The following is a 19339-nucleotide window of genomic DNA, read 5'->3' on the forward strand; positions in this document are numbered from 1 at the left end:
TTGCGGTCCCTCCTCGCGATCATTTCCACGGCGTCACCGGTGGCACCGCCTCGGTTGCCGGCGGCACATCCACGGTCTTGAAATCGGCGGGGCTGACGATCTCGAGGTATTCCATGTCCTTCGAGTAATCGAACAGATAGTGGGTGATGCCGGGCCGCTGATGGATCACGTCGCCGGCCTCGACCAGCGTCTCCTTGTCCTCGTACATGAAGCGCGCCCAGCCCTTGGTCATGATGACGATCTGAAAATCGCACAGATGCTTGTGCCAGCCGGTGCCCTCTTCCGGCGGCAGGTCGGGATTGGCCTTGACCAGATGGCAGATCACCTGCCCGCCGGTGGCATCGGCGATGCCGAGATCGCGATACAGGAAGAAGTCGCGCAGACCTCCGCCCTTGAACTCGGTGTCACCGGGTTTGACGTGGGAGAATTTGCTGACGGCGGCGTGCTGGTTCATTTCAAGCCTCCACGGTTCTCGTGTTCGCGAGATCGCGGCGCCGGCTCAGCGTCCAAATTTTCGGCAGCGTCGCATCGTCGCGGTCACAGCTCGCTTGTTGCTATGCGAAATCCTTGCCAGCCCGGTTGTGCTGCGGCAATCGATCCCGCCATGCGCCGCCGTCGCAGCGGAAGCACTTGGAGCAAAGCCTGAATTTGCGTTCGGCGCGGGCTGCGCCCGATCGCCGCGCGGCGCCGGTGCCTGACGCCGACGGCACGTCCATTGAGCAAGGCCTGCCCGGAGCTTGAGCCGCCGGCGCCGGCAGGCTTGGCGCGCGCTGCCTAATATTCGACCTCGAGCTCCTCGACGTCGGCAGGCTCCGCCTTCGCCGCCTCGATCCATTCCTGCATCTCGGGCATCGCCATGATGGTGCTGGCATACGCCGCGAGAACGGGGTCGAGCTTCACGTCATAGGTCATGAAGCGGGTCACGACGGGGGCATACATCGCGTCCGCCATGGTGCGACGTTCGCCGAACAGGAACGGCCCGCCGGACTTGCCGAGGCAATCGCGCCAGATGGTGCAGACACGGTCGATGTCGGCCTGCGCCCGCGACCAGATCTTGAAGCCGGGAAAATGCCCCTTGAGATTGACCGGCAGCGAGGAGCGCAGCGTGGTGAAGCCGGAATGGATTTCGCCCGAGATCGAGCGACAATGTGCGCGCTGGATCCGGTCGTCCGGCAGCAGCCCGGCATGCGGCATGACCTCGTTAAGATACTCGCCGATCGCCAGCGTATCCCAGACGGTCGCGCCCTCGTGGCGCAGGCAGGGCACCAGGATCGATGACGACAGCAGCAGCAGCTCGGCCCGCGCCGAGGCGTCATCGGGCGCGGTGACCACCTCCTCGAATTCCAGCCCGGCGAATTTCACCAGCAGCCAGCCGCGCAGCGACCAGGACGAATAATTCTTGCTGCTGATGGTGAGTGTCGCTTTCGCCATATCGGATCCTCACGCCTGAACGCGTCGTTAGCCCCCGGTGACCGCGCGCCGGTCCAACCGCCGCGCCCCGGAGCCGTTCAATTTTGCAGCAAGCCACGTGCCAATTTGCCGGGCAGCCCGCCCCCTCTCTGGCGTCGATATTGCATATCCAGCCGGGCCAGGGGCGGATGCGTATGATGTCAATGATGTACCAAGCCTATCAGAACCACATGGACCTCACGGCGCCATGGCGGACCGGGGCTGCAGCGGCGCTGAAATACCTCAATCTGGTGCCGCAGGGCGCCGCCGACCGGGTGTACGGCCGGCTCGCGGCGGCGCTTGAGCTGATCTCGCGCTCCACCCTGACCTACGCCCGTCCCGACTACGCCATCGGCAGTGTGTCCGCCGGCAACCGGGAATACCAGGTGACCGAGGAGGTCGCCTATGCGACGCCGTTCGGCTCGCTGCTGCATTTCAGGAAGGTGGACGGCCCGGAGCAGCCGCGGCTCTTGCTGGTGGCGCCGATGTCCGGCCATTTCGCCACGCTGCTGCGCGGCACCGTGAAGACGCTGCTGCAGGACCACGACGTCTACATCACCGATTGGCACAATCCGCGCGACATCCCGCGCCAGGAGGGCCGCTTCGGGCTCGAGGACTACACCGACCACCTGATCGACTTCCTCGGCCAGCTCGGCCCGCGCGCGCATATGGTGGCGATCTGCCAGCCCTCGGTGTCGGCGCTGGCGGCTGCCGCGGTGATGTCCGAAGACGATCATCCGGCGCGGCCGGCATCGCTGACCCTGATGGCCGGGCCGATCGACACAAGGATCCTGCCGACCAAGGTGAACGAATTCGCCAAGAGCAAGCCGATCAAATGGTTCGAGGACAATCTGATCAACTACGTGCCGATGCAGTGCAAGGGCGCGCTGCGTCAGGTCTATCCCGGCTTCGTGCAGCTGACGGCGTTCGTCTCGATGAACCTGGAGCGCCACATCAAGCAGCACATCGACCTCGCCGACCATCTCGCCAAAGGCGAGACCGCCAAGGCCGAGCTGATCAAGACCTTCTACGACGAGTATTTCGCCGTGATGGATCTGCCGGCGGAATTCTATATCGAGACGGTGCGCGACGTGTTTCAGGAGCATCTGCTGCCGCAAGGCATGCTGATGCATCGCGGCCGCCCGGTGAACCCGGCGGCGATCCGGCGCATGGGCCTGATGACGGTGGAAGGCGAGAAGGACGACATCTGCTCGATCGGCCAGACGCTCGCCGCCCAGGACCTCTGCACCGGCGTGCGCACCTATCGCAAGGTGCACCACATGCAGGCCGGCGTCGGCCATTACGGCGTGTTTTCCGGCAAGCGCTGGAACAACGAGATCTACCCGCTGCTGCGCGATTTCGTGCATGTGAATTCGTGAGAGCGCGACGACACTCTCCCGTCATTGCGAGGAGCAACGCGACGAAGCAATCCATGCCTCCGCACATGCGGCATGATGGATTGCTTCGCTTCGCTCGCAATGACGGCGGAGCTAGTCACGCATCCCGCCAGGCAGTAGTCTCCCCGCCCACGACGACCTGTTTCCCAAGAATCGTCCAGGGAGAAACTCCATGCGCGCCACTTTCCGTGCCCTCACGCTCGCCGTCATCGGCGCCCTCGCCCTCACGTCGGCCGCATCCGCCGCCGAAGTCCATGTCATGATCTCGGGCGGACTGACCGCGGCCTACAAGGCGCTGGTGCCGGAATTCGAGCGCAAGACCGGGCACAAGGTGGTGACCGCCTTCGGGCCGTCGATGGGCACCACGACCAACGCCATTCCGGTGCGGCTGGAGCGCGGCGAGCCGGCCGACGTGCTGATCATGGTCGGCTATGCGCTGGGTGACCTGATGAAGCAGGGCAAGGTGGTGGCCGACAGCCGCGTCGACCTCGTGAAGTCGCCGATCGGCATTGCGGTGAAATCAGGCGCACCGAAGCCGGACATCGGCTCGGCCGATTCAGTCAAGCAGGCGCTGCTTTCGGCGAAATCGGTCGCCTATTCCGACAGCGCCAGCGGCGTCTATGTCTCAACCGAGATGTTCGCAAAGCTCGGCATCGCCGATCAGATGAAGGACAAGGCGCGGATGATCCCGGCAACCCCGGTCGGCGAGATCGTGGCCAGGGGCGAGGCCGAGATCGGCCTGCAGCAGATCTCCGAGCTGAAGCCGGTTGCGGGCATCGACATCATAGGCCCCCTGCCGGAGCCGTTGCAGAAGATCACGGTGTTCTCCGCCGGCATCGCGACCGCCGCGAAGGAGCCCGACGCCGGCAAGGCGCTGATCAGCTTCCTCGCCTCGCCGGATGCCCGCGACGCGCTGGTCAAGAGTGGCCTCGATCCGGTTGCCGCCGGCGCGACGCATTAGCGAGGCATCGCCGGCTTTATCCCCGTCATCCCCGCTCTCTCCCCGTCATCCTGAGGCGCGAGCGGAGCGAGCCTCGAAGGATGAATCGGCCACCAGCGGGGCCGTCCATCCTTCGAGACGCGCTGCGCGCTCCTCAGGATGACGGGGATAGGTTGGCGGATTTGGCGCCCCTACCGCAAATGATGCGCGCCGTAGGCGAGCAGCACCACCACGACAAGCGCGAGCACCAGCGTGGTCGACTTCCAGAACAGCACCGGGTTGCGCTCGATCAGCGGCGTCGATGACGTCGTCAGATATCTTGCGTTGGGGTTGCGCAAGTCGAACAAGAACTCCGAGAAGGTGTCGTAGCGTTTCAGCGGATTGACGTGCACCGCGCGCTCCAGCGTGCCGTCGACCCAGGCCGGAATCTCGCGGCCACCATGCGCGGCCGGACGATACACCAGCCGGTTGAAGTCGGATCGGGTGCGGGCGCGCGCGATCTGCGCGCCGTAAGGCAAGCGGCCGGTCAGCATCTGATAGGTCACGACGCCGAGCGAGAACAGGTCGGAGCGCGCGGTGCCGCCCTCGCCCAGGAAATACTCCGGCGCGGTGTATTGCTGGGTGCCCAGAATGTCCTCGACATCAGCCGGCGCCGCATCGGCAACGCCCGAGATCCGCGTCGAGCCGAAATCGATGATCTTCACCGTTCCGGTCCTGTCGATCATGATGTTGTCGGGCCTGACGTCCTGGTGCAGCATCTCCTTGCGGTGGAAGGCGCGCAGCCCTTTTGCAACTTGCTCGGTGATGTCGCGTACCGTCTCGAGCGCTGGATCGGGATTGTCGATCATCCACTGCGTCAGGGTCTGGCCGTCGATATACTCCATCGCGACGTAGAGGAAGTTGCGCTTGCGCTGCGGCAGAAACGGCTTCAGCACGTGCGGGCTGTCGATCCGCCGGGCGACCCACTCCTCCAGCATGAAGCGCTTCAGATAGGCGCCATCGTCGCGCAGGTCGATCGAGGGGATCTTGATCGTGACCGTAGTGCCGCTCTCCTCGTCGACCGCGAGATAGATGTGGCTGCGGTGCGATGCATGCAGCTCGCGGACGATGCGGTAGCCGTCGAACAGCATCCTTGCATCGAGCAGCGGCGGCAGCGGCAGCTCGGTGGGCTGGCCGAACACCTCGCTGGCGTCGCCGTCGGGCAATTCGTCGATCCGGATGATCTGCGCGGTGAGATTGTCCGGGCTGCCGTTCTCATAGGCCTGCTCGACGATCGACTTCGCGGCAGCATCGAGATCGGCCGCGCCATCCCTGATCGTCTTCGCCAGCTGCCGCGCGGGGACGTGCTCGTAGATGCCGTCGGTCACCAGCAGGAAGGCGTCGCCCCGCTCCAGCCGGAGACTCTGGTAGTCGATCTCGAGCTGCGGGTTCACGCCGAGCGCGCGGCCGAGATAGCTCTGCTGCGAGGAGATCACGACGCGGTGGTCGTTGGTCAATTGCTCGAGGCTGTTGCCCGCGACGCGGTAGATCCTGCTGTCGCCGACATGGAACAGATGCGCCGTGGTCGACCGGATGACCAGCGCGCTCAGCGTGCAGACGTAACCCTTGTCCTTGTCATAGGGGTTCTGGCTGCGCCTGGTCTGTGCGTGCAGCCAGGAATTGGTGGCCTCCAGCACCCGCTGCGCCGAGGTCTTCACCGACCAGGATTCCGAGGTGCAGTAATAATCGGTCAGGAAGCTCTTGACCGCGGACTCCGCGGCGATGCGGCTGACATTGCTCGAGGAGATGCCATCGGCAAGCACCACGGCGATGCCCTTCAAGCCGAGCAGCGGCTCGTCGGGGATCAAGACGCCGTGGAAATCCTGATTGGTGTCCTTGCGGCCCTGATCAGAGAATTGCCCAACCGATATTGTCAGCGCGCCCGGCATCGACCGTCCCAATGCGAATGGGGCCCTCCGTGACAGGAGAGCCCCATAAGCCGGCCAGGATCAAGCCGCAAGGCGCTGGCGCTTCGGCGCCGTCTTCACATGCGTCGTGTAGAGCGTGAGCCCGGTGAAGGCGAGGCCGCCGGCGAGGTTGCCGAGCACGGTCGGGATTTCGTTCCAGATCAGGTAGTCCATGATCGAAAACTTCGCATGCAGCATCAGTCCCGACGGGAACAGGAACATGTTCACCACCGAATGCTCGAACACCATGTAGAAGAACACCAGGATCGGCATCCACATCGCGATGACCTTGCCGGGCACCGTCGTCGAGATCATGGCGCCGACGACGCCGGTGGAAACCATCCAGTTGCAGAGCATGCCGCGGATGAACAGAGTGGCCATGCCCGCCGCACCATGCGCCGCGTAGCCCAGCGTTCGCGCCTCGCCGACGTTTCCGATGGTCATGCCGACCTTGTCGGGCTCCTGCGTGAAGCCGAACGTGGTCACGAACGCCATCATGAACGCCACCGTGAGCGCGCCAGCGAAGTTGCCGATGAAGACGAGGCCCCAGTTGCGCAGCACGCCGCCGAGCGTGACGCCGGGGCGCTTGTCGAGCAGCGCGAGCGGCGAGAGAACGAACACGCCCGTCAGCAGGTCAAAGCCCAGCAGGTAGAGCATCACGAAGCCGACCGGAAACAGCAATGCGCCGACGAGCGGCTGGCCCGTGTTGACGTTGATCGTCACGGCAAACCAGGCTGCCAGCGCGAGGATCGCACCGGCCATGTAGGCGCGGATCACGGTGTCGCGCGTCGACATGAAGATCTTGGATTCGCCGGCGTCCACCATCTTGGTGACGAATTCGGACGGTGCGAGATAGGCCATTCGTAAAATTCCCCTTGCGCAATTCGGCCGCGCCGGTTGCTTGCCGGAAGCGACGCGGGTTGGTTGAATTGCTCGTCCGTCCGGGGAGTTGGGGGTGTGACGATTGCTCGCGGCGCCCGGGCTGGGCGCCTTGATCCCCTCACCTCGGCCTGCATTGGCTTCGGCAATCCGGAGGACGGCAGTCGTCATTGACTGATGCATCTAAAAGCAATCGATGTGCCAACCGGAGACGCTCGCGGACGGCATTAAATCCTTTTCAATCCAATGAGTTAGAGAGGTAACGCAGGAACTGCCCGGCGCGATGGCGCGGAATTATGCAGCATGCCCAGATGTCACCCAGGGGGGCGCGCCTCTCCATCCCCGTCATCCCCGCGCAAATGCTTCGCCTTTGTCGCTGGAGGAGCGCGTAGCGCGTCTCGAAGGATGCACGGCCCGGCTGGTGGCCGTCGACCCTTCGAGACGCGCTGCGCGCTCCTCAGGGTGACGGGGGAGTGTCGATACACGCCGGTCTACTTCACCTCGGTACGGACCGGGGAACCCTTCAGCCCGTTATTGTCATAGGCCTTGCGCAGCGTGCCGTTGGCGATCGCATCGGTCATGAACCTGGTGGCGAACGCCGCGGCCAGCGGATGGTTGAGCGGCACCGCGACCGCGGTGACCGTCTGCTTGAAGGTCTCGTCCAGCACACGGGTGCCCGGAATCTTTTTGGCCATCGCATTGAGCTGATCGCGCGACAACGCGAATGCGTCGATCTCGCCGTTCTTCAGCAGATTGAAGATCTCGTCATAGGTCTGATAGCCCGTGACCTTGGCGTGCTTGAGATGCGCGATCGCGCCGCGCATCGTGGTGGTGGCGTTGACGGCAGCGACCTTGACGCCGTCCTGGTCCAGTGACGCGAAATTCGTGATCGTTGAGCCCGGCTTGACGATATAGGTGGCGTCGGCAACCTCGTAGATCGGCCCGAACGTCATCCTGGTCTCACGCTGGGGATCCTTGGGCAGGAAGGTGATGTCCCAGCTGCTCTTCGCCGCCGCATCGGTGATCTGGCCGGAATTCTGGTGCACGACATACTCGACGGGAACGCCAAGCTGCGCCGCCATCTCGCTGCCGAGATCGACGGGAACGCCGGCATAGCCGTTCTCGGTCCGGGTCGACCAGAACGCGCCGCCCGCCGGGCTGATCGCGATCGCGACGCGGAGCTTTCCGGTCGGCGCGATCTGATCCTTCAAGGCGTCGGCATTGGCAGATGTGGCCATGACAATCACTCCCAGAACGAGGCCAGCCAGACGCAGCAGTCGCGACAACATCGGACGCCCTCCAGGCCGGGTCTAGCGCCCGGCGGCGCGCAACAAACCGCACGAGGCCGCTTTGCGCAAGCGGCGGTTCGCGCAAGGGAGCCATCCGTATCGGCCTATTTGACCCGGATGGTGATTTTTTCGGAGACGACCGGCGGGTTGAATGGATAGTGCTTGGCGTCGCCCAGCACCAGCTGCAAGGTATGCTTGCCGGGCGCCAGATCGAGCTGCGTCTCGGTCTGGCCCGCACCGAAGTGCTGGTGAGACTTGTCCGACGGGATCGGCTCATTCGGATTCAACGGCTCATCCACATCGATCAGAAGATGGTGATGGCCACTGTTCGGGTATTCGTCGCCGGCATGGGTGACGCCCATGTTGCGCAGCCCAAAGCGGCACCAGAACGGGCTTTTGACCTTAGCTCCGTCGTGCGGCCAGATGAAATACAGCTTGGTGTCTTTCCCCGCCGGTTTGTTTTGCGCGGTGGCCGGACTGGCGAGCAATGTCAGTGCCGCAGCGAGCATGATCAGGCCTGCACTTTTCATAACCCCTCCAAATCTGGCTATTGCGGACGATTTCTCAGGGAGACAGCGCGACCCGGAAACCGTGGGTCGGGTAGCGAACGTTGGCGTCGTAATTGTCGCGGTTGGCCGGACGGACATAGCGCGCATCATTCTTCCACGAGCCGGAGCGAATGACATGGGAGGCGCAGTCGCCGCCGGGCCACACCGCGCCATCGGCCGGGGCGCCCTGGTAGTTCCTGTGCCAGCAATCCTCGACCCACTGATCGACACTGCCGCCCATGTCGTAAAGCCCGAACGGATTCGGCTTGAGGCTGCCGACCTTGACCGGCTGTTCGGCGGCACCGGCACCACCGCAATCCTTGCAACCGGCGTTGCCCGATTGCATCTGATCGCCCCACCAGTATCTCGATTGCGTTCCACCCCGCGCCGCGTATTCCCATTCGGCCTCGCTCGGAAGCCGGTAGGCCTTCTTCGTCCCCTCGGCGAGCCAGGCCACATACTGTTTCGCATCGCTCCAGCTCACATTGGTGACGGGAACGTCGTCTTTGCCACTGGCTGTGAAGCCGCACGCCTTGGCCGCCGCGCAGGCATTCCATTCCCGCACGGTGACCGGATATTTGCCCATGGCGAACGGCTTGACCGTCACCTTGCGGATCGGCCGCTCCGAAGGGTCGTCATTGCTTCCCATCGAGAAGCTGCCGCCCTGGAGCGAGACCATTTCAGGCTCCGGCACCGACGCGGCGGGAGTTGCAGAGGGCGCGGCTTGAGGCGAGGCTTGCTGCGTCGGTGCGGCACCTGGGACCGGACTTGCAGCTTGGCCTGGAGCCGGAGCCGGGCTCGGTGCCGGCCTGCTGAACGGCCGGCGACGCGGTCGGTGACGGAGGCACCTGCGCCACGTCGATCGGCTTGCTGCGCGGTTGCGCCAGCATGTACCAAAGCACGCCGCCAGCGATGACTGCGACCGCCAGTCCGAGCAGCGTAAGCAGGATGGACTCACGGCGCCGGCGCGTCCTCTGGTACGCGGCAGCGTCCGGCAACACGCGATAGACCCGGACCGGATCGGTGATGTTCTTGACCTTCTTGTCGCCGAGCGATTCGTATCCGCAGACCATCTTGTGCTTGATCTGCTCGTAGATGCCGCCGGAGATGAAGACTTCACCGGGCGCTGCAATCCCTTCAAGACGCGAGGCCACATTGACGCCGTCGCCAAAGATATCGTCGGCCTCGATGATGACGTCGCCGAGATTGACGCCGATCCGGTACTCGATCCAGTGATCTCTCGCGATCGCCGCGTTGCGGCCGATCATGTTCTGCTGGATCACGATGCTGCAACGGACGGCCTCGACCGGACTGTCGAACATCGCGATGAACCCGTCGCCGGTGGTCTTGACCAGCTTGCCGTGGTGCTCGGCAATGGTGGGCTCGACCAGATCGCGCTCGATCCGCTTGACGCGGTTGTGGGTGCCCTCTTCATCGAGCTGCATCAAGCGGCTGTAGCCGGCGATATCGCCCGCAACGATCGCGGCAAGGCGCCGCGGCATTGCTTCGCCGGGCGGTGGCTTGCCCGGCTTGCCGGATTTGAAGTCGCGAATTTCGCCCATGGCCTCGGCTGCTCCACAAACCACAAATGGCGGTGATCGGCGCAACCGGCGCCTTGGGCCCTGAGGCCCGTGTGGAGCGTATCACACCGCCGGGTCCGGACAAAGTTTGCGGACGCAATGGTGCGGTGCGCGAAAAAGCGCCATCCGCTGGTGGCGGATGGCGCTGCGGGCTTGTTTCAGCTTGAAATGCTGCGGCAAACCGCCAGCACATCACCCCGCCTGTGTGGCTGGCGTCCGGATCTCGCGCGGCAGGATGATCGCGGCCGCAATCGCCAGCAGGCACAGCGCCGCGAACGCGCGCAGCATCATGGAGAAGCCGCCCTGGTCGTACAGCCAGGCCACCAGGCCGACGGAGGCGCCCGCCGCGGTGAAGCCGACGAAATAGCGCACCGCATAGGCGCGCGAGCGCCATTCCTCGGTCGTGTACTTGCCGACCATGGCATCGTTCACCGTGACCTGGCCGAACGCGCCCATCACGATGCCGATCGAGACCACGATCAGCGGCAAATTGGACAGGCTCGCCGCCAGATAGAGGAACGGTGCCAGCATGAACGACAGCGGCAGCGCCACCGTCTTCAGCGAATGTTTGTCGAGCAGCTTGCCGATCGTGTACTGGGTCATCGCGCCGAACACATAGACTCCGGCCGCGATCACGCCGAGCAGCGCCGGGCTCCTGGTCAGATCGGCGAGCCGTTCGGCGAACAGTTTCGGCAGCGCAACCGTCACCGCGTTGAAGGTGGTCGAGATCGCGATCACCACGATCAGCAGCGACAGCACCACCCGCCACATGTCTTGCTTGGCGACCCGCACCTGCGCTGCGGCCTGCCTGGAGCCCTTGCGGTCCTCATGCACCACCGTCATCGCAAAGGCGATGCCGACCAGCACGGTGACCGTGCCGGGCACAATGAAGGCCCAGCGCCAGCCGAGATACTGGCCGATCACGCCGGTGACCAGCGCCGAGGAGGCGACGCCGAGATTGCCCCAGACGCCGTTGATCCCCATCTGGGCGCCGAGCTTCTCGGCATAGGACACGATCATCGCGGTGCCGACCGGATGGTAGATCGAGGCGAAGATGCCGATCGCCAGCAGCGCGGCGCCGAGCTGCAGCGGCGTCTGCACGAAGCCGACCGAGATCATCGACAGGCCGATGCCGACGAAGAAGATCACCATCATGTGGCGGCGGCTCCAGCGATCGCCGAGCCAGCCCGTGATCAGCGAGCCGGCTCCGAAGGCGATGAAGCCCGGCGTCGCATAGGGCAGCAGTTCCGAATAGGCCATGCCGAGCGCCGGGCCCATGATGATGACGGCGGCCGCGAAAATCAGCATCGCATAGTGGTCGATGAAATGGCCGGCGTTGACGAAGCTGATCACCCGGCTTGGACTGTTCGTTGGGCTGCTCATGGGCAGGTCTTTCACTGGCAAGTCTCTCACGCGATTCTTCAATTGCTCGAAAATAGGTTATAGGTCCTTGTCCTGACGGGATGTCGCCAATGACTATCGCTGAGCCGCCAATAAGAGCCCTCCACAAGGACCGGCGTGTCACCGGCGACGGCGTGCACATGGTCGCGCGCAGCTACCGGAAGGGCGTCCGCCTCGACCCGCACATGCACCGCGAGGCACAGCTGGTCTATGCCGCGAGCGGCACCATGCAGGTGACGACGCCGAAGGGCCGCTGGCTGGTGCCGCCGGACCGCGCGGTGTGGGTCCCAGCTTTGCTCCCCCACGCGATCGACGTGCTCGCCGATATCGAGATGCGCACGCTGTATTTCGACCGGGCCTGGCTCGCGCGCGAAGCGCGCAGCGACAGCCTCGGCCATGAATTCGTGGTGCGGGTGTCGCCGCTGGTGCACCAGGCAATCCTTGCGCTGTTCGACGCCTCATGCGGACGCGAGCGCACCGACCTCCTGATCAGGCTCGTGATGCTGGAACTGCACCAGGCCGAGGATTCCGCGACCTTCATCCCGCTGCCGCAGGAGCCGCGCTGCCGCCGCGCCGCCGACATCGTGCTGGCCGATCCGACCAAGGATCACGAGATCGATGCGCTGGCGCGCACGGTCGGCACCTCGGCGCGGACGCTGTCGCGCCTGTTCTCGGCGGAGACGCAACTGTCCTTCAAGAGCTGGTGCCAGCGCGCCCGCATCGCGGCCGCGATCGAGCGCCTGTCGACTAGCGCGAATGTTTCGGTCAAGCAGGTCGCCTCCGACCTCGGTTATGCCAGCGTGCCGGCATTTTCCCATGCGTTCCGCCAGGTCACCGGCAAGACACCGACCGCGTTCGCGGAACGGACGTGAGCGGGGTTTATCATCGGACGCAGTGATGACGAATTATACCGTTGTCGCGCTGCGACATATTTCCGTACGATCCATGCGCTTGATTGCAGTCCTCCCGACCTTAAATCCCGTGTAAGGTCCGGCTTCACTGAATACGATCCGCTGGATACGACCCGCACATGGCCAACGCCTTCTTCTCCGACCTGCTCTCGACGATTTCCGAACGCGGCCGCGTCCTGCTCGGCCGCGCCAGCCCGGCCAACGACAGGCAGGATGCGTCCGAGCTTCTGGAATTGTGCGAGGCGCTGCTGTCCGGCCGCGGCGAAGCCTCCGGCACCGCGATGGCGCGCGAAGTGCTCGACCGCTACCACCACCTCGATGCCGCCGGCCGCCTGTCGTTCTTCCAGACGCTGGCCCGCGATTTCGGCCCCGATCACGCCAGACTGGCGCAGGCGATCGAGAGCTGGCGCGCCAAGGCGGATGACAAGGCCAATGGCGGCGACGCCAGCGACCTGCATTTCGCCTCCGAGCCGCGCCGCCAGGAATTGATTCGCCGGCTCAATCGGGCACCAGGCGGCACCGGCGAGCTGGTGTCGATACGCTCGGATCTGCTTTCATTGATGAAGGGCAACAAGGACCTCGCCGCGCTCGATCGCGACGTGGTGCATCTGCTCTCGTCCTGGTTCAACAGGGGATTTCTCGTGCTGCGCAGGATAGACTGGTCGTCGCCGGCCAATATTCTGGAGAAGATCATCCGCTATGAGGCCGTGCACGAGATCCGCGACTGGGACGATCTGCGCCGCCGCATCGATCCGGTGGATCGCCGCTGCTACGCGTTCTTCCACCCGGCGCTGGCCGACGAGCCGCTGATCTTCGTCGAGGTCGCGCTGACCGAAGCCATCCCGGGCGCGATCGCGCCGCTGCTGGCGGAAGAGCGCGAGCCGGTGCCGGTCGAGCGCGCCCGCACCGCGGTGTTCTATTCGATCTCCAACACCCAGCGCGGTTTGGGCGGCATCTCCTTCGGCAGCTTCCTGATCAAGCAGGTGGTCGAGGAGCTGCGCCGCGAATTGCCGAAGCTCGACAATTTCGTGACGCTGTCGCCGGTGCCGGGCTTCATGCAGTGGGTGAAGCAGGCCGATGACGTTCCGCTGTCAGATGAGGACCGCCAGCTGCTGGAAAGCCTCGGCAAGCCCGCCTGGTTCGAGAACGCCGAGCTCGCCACGCAGCTGCGCGCCGTGCTGGAGCCGCTCGCCGCCTATTACTTCCTGAAGGCACGCACGCCGAAGGGACGGCTGATCGATTCGGTCGCGCGCTTCCATCTCGGCAACGGCGCCCGGCTGGAGCGGATCAACTGGCTCGGCGACCTCTCGCCCAAGGGCCTGCGCGAATCCGCCGGCATCATGGTCAACTACCTCTACCGCCTCGACGACATCGAGAAGAACCACGAGGCCTACGCCAACAATGGCGAGGTGATTGCCTCGAGCGCGGTGAAGAAGCTCTTGAAGGGCGAAGGCCGGCGGCTGCTCGATATGCGGCTGTCGTAGGACCCTTTTCCGGATACGATCCAGCTCTCTCAATTGTCGTCATGCCCGGGCCGGCGTCACGCGGTGGCAGACCGCGGACGCAGCCCCGCCGGCAGATGCGCCTCGAGCCAGGCGGCGATCGCACGCTCGTTGCGATGGTAGAGCAGGCCTGAGGCGATCACGGCAATTCCGATCAGTGACAGCGAGAACGGAAACCACAGCGAGTCCTTGAAGACGACGTCGGCGAGATGTCCGAGATAGATGCAGATGCCGAACGCGCCGAACACCGCATAGGCGCGCCGCATCAGGATCACCGCGACCGCGACGAGACCGACATTGAGCAGGCAATAGACCGCTTTCGAGAGTTCGGTCGACCCTTCGGACGCGGTAATGCCGCCCCAGAACGCCATCAGGCCGAACAGGTGCAGCCAGAACGCAAAGTCACCGTTGCGGCTGCGATAGTCGACGATCCGGGCCACTGCGAGCACGGCCAATCCGAACCACACTGACACCCGGCGCCGCGTTTCGAAGTCGGCATAATTCGTGCCGCTGAACCATGGCGCGAGATCCATCGACATGAACCACAGCGCAAACGCGATGATCGCGACGATGAAGGCGAAGCGGAAGTAGCGCAGCGCGACGATGCCGGCGGCAACGGTCGCGATCTCCATGAAGATCCAGCTGCCCTTCACCCAGATGTAGAAATCATGCACGGTTCCGGGCTTGCCGAACTTGCCCCACCAGCCGAGCTCGTCCTGGATGCCGTAGACCGCAAGCGGCGCCATCGAAACCGCGATCGCGATCAACAGGCCGCCGGGAACCCGCAGATCCCTACCGTACCAGAGGTGGTGACCGGCCACTGCGAAAGCGGTGGCGTAGGTGATCGCGCACGCCGTCAGCGCCCGGCCGCCCATCTGGGTGAACGCCAGGGTCGAGAACAGGCCCATGGCGCCGATCACGATCAGCGCGCCGGCGTACCAGAGCACATGGGCGGCATCGAACCTCGCCGCCGGGCTTGCGTCGCCGGCCGCGCCCTGCCCGTCATGGCTCGCCAGGAAGGCAAGCAACCGGTCCAGATCAGCCGCGCTGATCACCCCGGCATCGGCGGCGTCCCGGAGATTCTTCGCTGAATATGGCATGCGGCTATCCTCATGGCCGGTTCCGCGCCTCCCCCCAACGACAAGGAAAGAGGCGTCTCTCCTGCATGAGTATATCGGAACGTGAGCAACGTTCAATAATTTATTGAGCGGCGCTCAAAATATGTTGCAAGCGGACTCAAACCGGCCGGGCTGGCCGGATGGGCACCGGCTACGCCGCCAGCGCCTTCATTTCCGCATAGAGGTCGGATTTGCCCTCGAAGCCGATGCCGGGAAGGTCAGGCATGACGATGTGGCCATTCTCGACGCGCACGCCGTCCGGGAACCCGCCATAGGGCTGGAACAGGTCGGGATAGCTCTCATTGCCGCCGAGGCCGAGGCCGGCTGCGATGTTGAGCGACATCTGGTGGCCGCCATGCGGGATGCAGCGGCTCGGCGACCAGCCGTGGGTCTTCAGCACCTCGAGCGTCCGCTGATATTCGCAGAGCCCGTAGGACAGCGCGCAGTCGAATTGCAGCCAGTCGCGGTCCGGCCGCATGCCGCCGTAGCGGATCAGGTTGCGCGCATCCTGGTGGCTGAACAGGTTCTCGCCGGTCGCCATCGGGCCCGGATAGAATTCGGCCAGCGCGGCCTGCAGCGCGTAGTCGAGGGGATCGCCGGCCTCCTCGTACCAGAACAACGGATACTCCCGCAGCATCTTGGCGTAGGCGATCGCGGTCTCCAGATCGAAGCGGCCATTGGCGTCGACCGCAAGCTGCGCGCCACGGCCGATCTCCTTCAGCACCGCCTCGATGCGCTCGCGATCCTCGGCGAGCGGCGCGCCGCCGATCTTCATCTTCACGACGTTGTAGCCGCGGTCGAGATAGCCGCGCATCTCCTTGCGCAACGCGCCGAGGTCCTTGCCCGGATAGTAATAACCACCGGCGGCGTAGACGAAGACGCGCGGATTGGCCGATAGCCCGTGACGCTCGGCGAGCAGCCGAAACAGCGGCTTGCCCGCGATCTTCGCCACCGCGTCCCACACCGCCATGTCGATGGTGCCGACCGCGACCGAGCGCTCGCCATGGCCGCCCGGCTTCTCGTTCGACATCAGCGTCGACCAGACCTTGTCCGGATCGAGATTGTCACCGGCGGCATCGAGCAACGATTTCGGATCGGCCTCGAGCAGACGCGGCGCAAAGCGCTCGCGGATCAAACCGCCCTGCCCGTAACGGCCGTTGGAATTGAAGCCGTAGCCGACCACCCGCTTGCCGTCGCGCACCACATCGGTGACCACGGCGACCAGGCTCGTGGTCATCTTGGTGAAGTCGATATAGGCGTTACGGATCGGCGAGGAGATCGGTTTTGTCACCTCGCGGACGTCGACGATGCGGACGGACATGGTGTTGTCGCTCTCTGTGTTGGTGTCCGTTTCTCTTCTCATCGTCATTGCGAGGAGCGAAGCGACGAAGCAATCCAGTTCTCAACAAGCGTAGGAATGGATTGCTTCGCTTCGCTCGCAATGACGGTGGAGGAAGCGCCTCAGGACTTCGCCTTATCCCGGAAATACGGCTCGACCGGCCCGTGCACTTTGATGGTCAGCGGATTGCCGTAGCGGTCCTTGGCGTTGCCGGCGGTGACCCGCACCCAGCCTTCGCTGATGCAGTACTCCTCGACATTGGTCTTCTCGGCTCCCTTGAACCGGATGCCGACATCACGCGAAAGAATCTCCGCGTTGTAGTACGGGCTGTTCGGATCGACCGAGAGGCGGTCGGGAAATTGGTCGTTGGTGTCGTCGCTCATAGCAGCGCCTCGATTTCCTTCTTCAATCCTTCGGGCCGGGCGGTCGGCGCATGCCGCGCCACGACCTTGCCGGAGCGATCCACCAGGAACTTGGTGAAGTTCCATTTGATCGCCGGCCCGAGCAGGCCCGACTTCTCACGTTTCAGGTGCTCGTACAATGGATGCGCACCTGAGCCATTGACGTCGATCTTGGCGAACATCGGAAACGTCACGGCGTAGTTGGTCTCGCAGAACGCGGCGATCTGTTTCGCATCGCCCGGCTCCTGCGCGCCGAACTGGTTACAGGGAAAGCCGAGCACGGCAAAGCCGCGCGCCGAGAGGCCGGCGTGCAGCTCCTGCAGGCCCTTGTACTGCGGCGTGAACCCGCAGGCGCTCGCCGTGTTCACGATCAGCAGCACCTGGCCCTCGAACCGCTGCAGCGGCACCTCATCGCCGGTGAGCGACTTGGCGGTGAAATCGTAGACGGTCGCCATCGTTCTCCCTCACCTGCGCATGATCTTGTCGGAAAACTGGTACCCACTTTTCCGGATCATGCGCTCACCGGATCGATCGGCGACGACGGCGCGCCGCCGGCTTCCACCGCCTCACCCGCGGCAAGGCAGAGATCCTCGCGGTAGCGGCCGGCCACCAGCTGCACGCCGACCGGAATCCGGCCGACGAGCCCCGTCGAGACGACAAGCCCGGGAAGCCCCATGAAGGGGATCGCGATCTGCGGCAGCTGCGCGTGCCACACCCGCGCGAACGACGCCTCGTCCTTGCGGTCGAGATGATCGGGGAACGGCAGCTCGCCGGAGACCGGCATCAGCAGCACCGGATATTTGTCCAGGAAGGCGAACCATTCGCGGGTCAAGGTCGCGCGGCGGGTCAGCGCCTGCGACAGGTCGAACGGATGCACCCTGGCGCGGACGCCGCGCAGGCAGGCCAGCGCGCCGGGATCGCCCTCGCGTTCCGCGAACGCAAGCTGGGCCTCGTAGCCGTCGCCGAGCCAGAGCCGGGTCTGGATCTCGGCCGCCTCGCGCAAGGACGGCGTGTCGGCGATCTCCTCGACGATCCAGCCGGCCGCTTGCAATCGCCTGCCGGCATCGGCCACCGCGGCGACGACTTCCGGCACCGGGTTGAGGCCATCGGGATTGAGGCACATCACAACGCGCTTCTCCCGCGGCGGGCCCTCGAGCGGCACCGGCGCGTACCAGGGATCGCGATAGTCCGGCGCCGACATCGCGGCGAGCGAGATGCGCAGATCGTTGACGGTCCGCGCCAGCGGGCCCGAGACCGCGCTGATCTGCGGGCCGATCGGACGCTCCGGCAGCGCCGCGTTGAAGGCGGGGATGCGGCCCATGCTCGGCCGCAGGCCGTGCACGCCGCAGGCATAAGCCGGATAGCGAACCGAGCCTGCGATATCGGTGCCATGCGCAATGTGGCCGATGCCGGCCGCGACCGCGGAGCCCGCGCCGCCCGACGAGCCGCCCGGCGTGATGCCGGGATCGCGCGGATTCTTGGTGTCGCCGTGAATGAGGTTGGTGGTGAACCAGCGGTACGAAACCGCCGGGCAATTGGTGCGGCCGAGCAGCACCGCGCCGGCCTTGCGCAGATTGGCGACCACCGGATTGTCGACCTTGGCGATGAGGTCGCGCTGCGCCTTCAGCCCATTGGTGGTGGCGTAGCCCTCCTGGTCGACATTGACCTTGATGGTGACAGGCACGCCGGCCAACGGCCCGACCGCCTCACCGCGCGCAATTGCCGCATCGATCTTGGCGGCCTGTGCCAGCACGTCGTCCGGCCGGTGATCGACCACCGCGTTGATCTTCGGGTTGACCGCATCGAGCCGGGCGAGCCCGGCCTCGGCCGCCTCCTTCGCCGATACCTTCTTGGATTTGATAAGGGAGGCGAGCTCGGCCGCCGACAAACGCCAAAGATCCTGCATGTGCTACTCCGTATGACGCAGGCGTTTTAGCGCCGCACGAAGGCCAAGACCAGACGCCCGCCGCCTGATGTTTCAGCGGACATGCGCAATGTAATAGGCAAGGTCGCCGATCTGCTCCTTGGTGACCGTCTGCATCACGTCCGCCATGGTGGCGTCGTAGCCGTGGCGGCTGTTGTCCTTGTATTCGGCCAGCGTCTTGGCGAGGTAGTCCTCGCGCTGGTTGGCGATGCGGGGGACGTTGTCCTTGCCCGAAAAATCGGTGTTGTGGCAGCTGTTGCAGCGGTTCTGCTGCGCCAGCGCCTGGCCGCGCGCCATCCGCGCCGGATCGCCGGCATCCGCGGGCGGCGCAGGCTTCGGCAAGGTGGCGATGAAGTCCGAGAAGGTGCGCAAATCGTCGTCGGTCATCGCCTTCGCCATCTCGTTCATCGGGTCGAATACCCGCAGCTTCTCGCGAAACATGAACAGCTGGATCAGCGCATAGGGCGCCTGCTGGCCGCCCAGCGAGGGCGTGTTCTCGGTTTCCGACGTGCCGTGCTCACCATGGCAGGCAAAGCACGCGACAGTGCGCTCCTGGATGGTCTCGGCGTTTGCGGACACAGCGATGGAGGCCAGTGCCAGGACTGCGACGATGGTTTTGTGCATTGGACACTCCCGGCATATTCCGACATTGCGAGGAGCGAAGCGACGAAGCAATCCATATCGCCGCAAGTGGCGGGAATGGCTTGCTTCGCTT

The 19339-nt window shown here is 64.7% G+C and carries 17 protein-coding genes and 1 pseudogene; 4 read left to right on the plus strand and 14 right to left on the minus strand.

Annotated elements, in window-relative coordinates; genetic code table 11:
* Positions 1-19: 19 nt before the first annotated feature.
* Both ACVIGB_RS18150 and ACVIGB_RS18155 read right to left on the minus strand, forming a co-directional pair.
* Positions 20-454, minus strand: a complete 435-nt coding sequence (locus ACVIGB_RS18150) for a cupin domain-containing protein (protein WP_092116082.1) — start codon at positions 452-454, stop codon at positions 20-22.
* A 320-nt stretch (positions 455-774) separates the two neighbouring features.
* Positions 775-1431: a glutathione S-transferase gene (locus tag ACVIGB_RS18155; RefSeq protein ID WP_092116084.1), complete on the minus strand. Its 657-nt coding sequence runs from the start codon at positions 1429-1431 to the stop codon at positions 775-777.
* A gap of 173 nt (positions 1432-1604) precedes the next feature.
* On the opposite strand from ACVIGB_RS18155, the gene ACVIGB_RS18160 reads away from it, so the two are divergent.
* Both ACVIGB_RS18160 and ACVIGB_RS18165 read left to right on the plus strand, forming a co-directional pair.
* The gene (locus ACVIGB_RS18160; protein ID WP_456725145.1) at positions 1605-2828 is read left to right on the plus strand and encodes a polyhydroxyalkanoate depolymerase; all 1224 of its coding nucleotides are present in this window, start codon (positions 1605-1607) and stop codon (positions 2826-2828) included.
* Between the two features lie 190 nt (positions 2829-3018).
* Positions 3019-3807: a substrate-binding domain-containing protein gene (locus ACVIGB_RS18165; RefSeq protein ID WP_456721601.1), complete on the plus strand. Its 789-nt coding sequence runs from the start codon at positions 3019-3021 to the stop codon at positions 3805-3807.
* A 170-nt stretch (positions 3808-3977) separates the two neighbouring features.
* Here ACVIGB_RS18165 and ACVIGB_RS18170 read toward each other — a convergent pair whose 3' ends face one another.
* The 6 genes and pseudogenes from ACVIGB_RS18170 to ACVIGB_RS18195 all read right to left on the minus strand — a co-directional run bounded on the left by ACVIGB_RS18170 (position 3978) and on the right by ACVIGB_RS18195 (position 11411).
* Positions 3978-5714, minus strand: coding sequence for a protein kinase domain-containing protein (locus tag ACVIGB_RS18170; RefSeq protein ID WP_456721600.1), 1737 nt, complete (start codon positions 5712-5714; stop codon positions 3978-3980).
* 60 nt (positions 5715-5774) lie between these two features.
* The gene (locus tag ACVIGB_RS18175) at positions 5775-6593 is read right to left on the minus strand and encodes a formate/nitrite transporter family protein (protein WP_050403146.1); all 819 of its coding nucleotides are present in this window, start codon (positions 6591-6593) and stop codon (positions 5775-5777) included.
* Positions 6594-7102: 509 nt separating this feature from the next.
* A complete protein-coding gene (locus ACVIGB_RS18180; RefSeq protein ID WP_456721599.1) occupies positions 7103-7849 on the minus strand; it encodes a transporter substrate-binding domain-containing protein in 747 nt (248 codons plus the stop codon).
* 155 nt (positions 7850-8004) lie between these two features.
* Positions 8005-8430: a DUF4399 domain-containing protein gene (locus ACVIGB_RS18185; protein ID WP_092116096.1), complete on the minus strand. Its 426-nt coding sequence runs from the start codon at positions 8428-8430 to the stop codon at positions 8005-8007.
* 34 nt (positions 8431-8464) lie between these two features.
* A pseudogene (locus tag ACVIGB_RS18190) lies at positions 8465-10010 on the minus strand (SUMF1/EgtB/PvdO family nonheme iron enzyme).
* Between the two features lie 210 nt (positions 10011-10220).
* Positions 10221-11411, minus strand: a complete 1191-nt coding sequence (locus ACVIGB_RS18195) for an MFS transporter (RefSeq protein WP_456721597.1) — start codon at positions 11409-11411, stop codon at positions 10221-10223.
* 89 nt (positions 11412-11500) lie between these two features.
* On the opposite strand from ACVIGB_RS18195, the gene ACVIGB_RS18200 reads away from it, so the two are divergent.
* Both ACVIGB_RS18200 and ACVIGB_RS18205 read left to right on the plus strand, forming a co-directional pair.
* Positions 11501-12301 carry a helix-turn-helix domain-containing protein gene (locus ACVIGB_RS18200; protein WP_456721596.1) on the plus strand — a complete coding sequence of 267 codons (801 nt, stop codon included), beginning with the start codon at positions 11501-11503 and terminating at the stop codon, positions 12299-12301.
* A 158-nt stretch (positions 12302-12459) separates the two neighbouring features.
* On the plus strand, positions 12460-13824 hold the full coding sequence (locus tag ACVIGB_RS18205; RefSeq protein WP_456749175.1) for a malonyl-CoA decarboxylase: 1365 nt from the start codon (positions 12460-12462) through the stop codon (positions 13822-13824).
* A gap of 56 nt (positions 13825-13880) precedes the next feature.
* On the opposite strand, the gene ACVIGB_RS18210 is transcribed toward ACVIGB_RS18205, so the two are convergent.
* The 6 genes from ACVIGB_RS18210 to ACVIGB_RS18235 all read right to left on the minus strand — a co-directional run bounded on the left by ACVIGB_RS18210 (position 13881) and on the right by ACVIGB_RS18235 (position 19248).
* Positions 13881-14942 (minus strand): hypothetical protein, encoded by a 1062-nt coding sequence (locus tag ACVIGB_RS18210; RefSeq protein ID WP_456721595.1) that lies wholly within the window; start codon positions 14940-14942, stop codon positions 13881-13883.
* Positions 14943-15111: 169 nt separating this feature from the next.
* Positions 15112-16281 (minus strand): mandelate racemase/muconate lactonizing enzyme family protein, encoded by a 1170-nt coding sequence (locus ACVIGB_RS18215; protein ID WP_456721594.1) that lies wholly within the window; start codon positions 16279-16281, stop codon positions 15112-15114.
* A gap of 140 nt (positions 16282-16421) precedes the next feature.
* Positions 16422-16682 carry a DUF3297 family protein gene (locus ACVIGB_RS18220; protein WP_092116110.1) on the minus strand — a complete coding sequence of 87 codons (261 nt, stop codon included), beginning with the start codon at positions 16680-16682 and terminating at the stop codon, positions 16422-16424.
* The gene (locus tag ACVIGB_RS18225) at positions 16679-17155 is read right to left on the minus strand and encodes a glutathione peroxidase (RefSeq protein WP_229170783.1); all 477 of its coding nucleotides are present in this window, start codon (positions 17153-17155) and stop codon (positions 16679-16681) included. Before ACVIGB_RS18225 ends, ACVIGB_RS18220 begins: the two co-directional genes overlap by 4 nt.
* A gap of 56 nt (positions 17156-17211) precedes the next feature.
* Positions 17212-18606: an amidase family protein gene (locus ACVIGB_RS18230; protein WP_456721593.1), complete on the minus strand. Its 1395-nt coding sequence runs from the start codon at positions 18604-18606 to the stop codon at positions 17212-17214.
* Between the two features lie 72 nt (positions 18607-18678).
* Positions 18679-19248, minus strand: a complete 570-nt coding sequence (locus tag ACVIGB_RS18235) for a c-type cytochrome (protein ID WP_456721592.1) — start codon at positions 19246-19248, stop codon at positions 18679-18681.
* Between the last annotated feature and the right edge of the window lie 91 nt (positions 19249-19339).

It is taken from the genome of Bradyrhizobium sp. USDA 4341 (assembly GCF_054063755.1).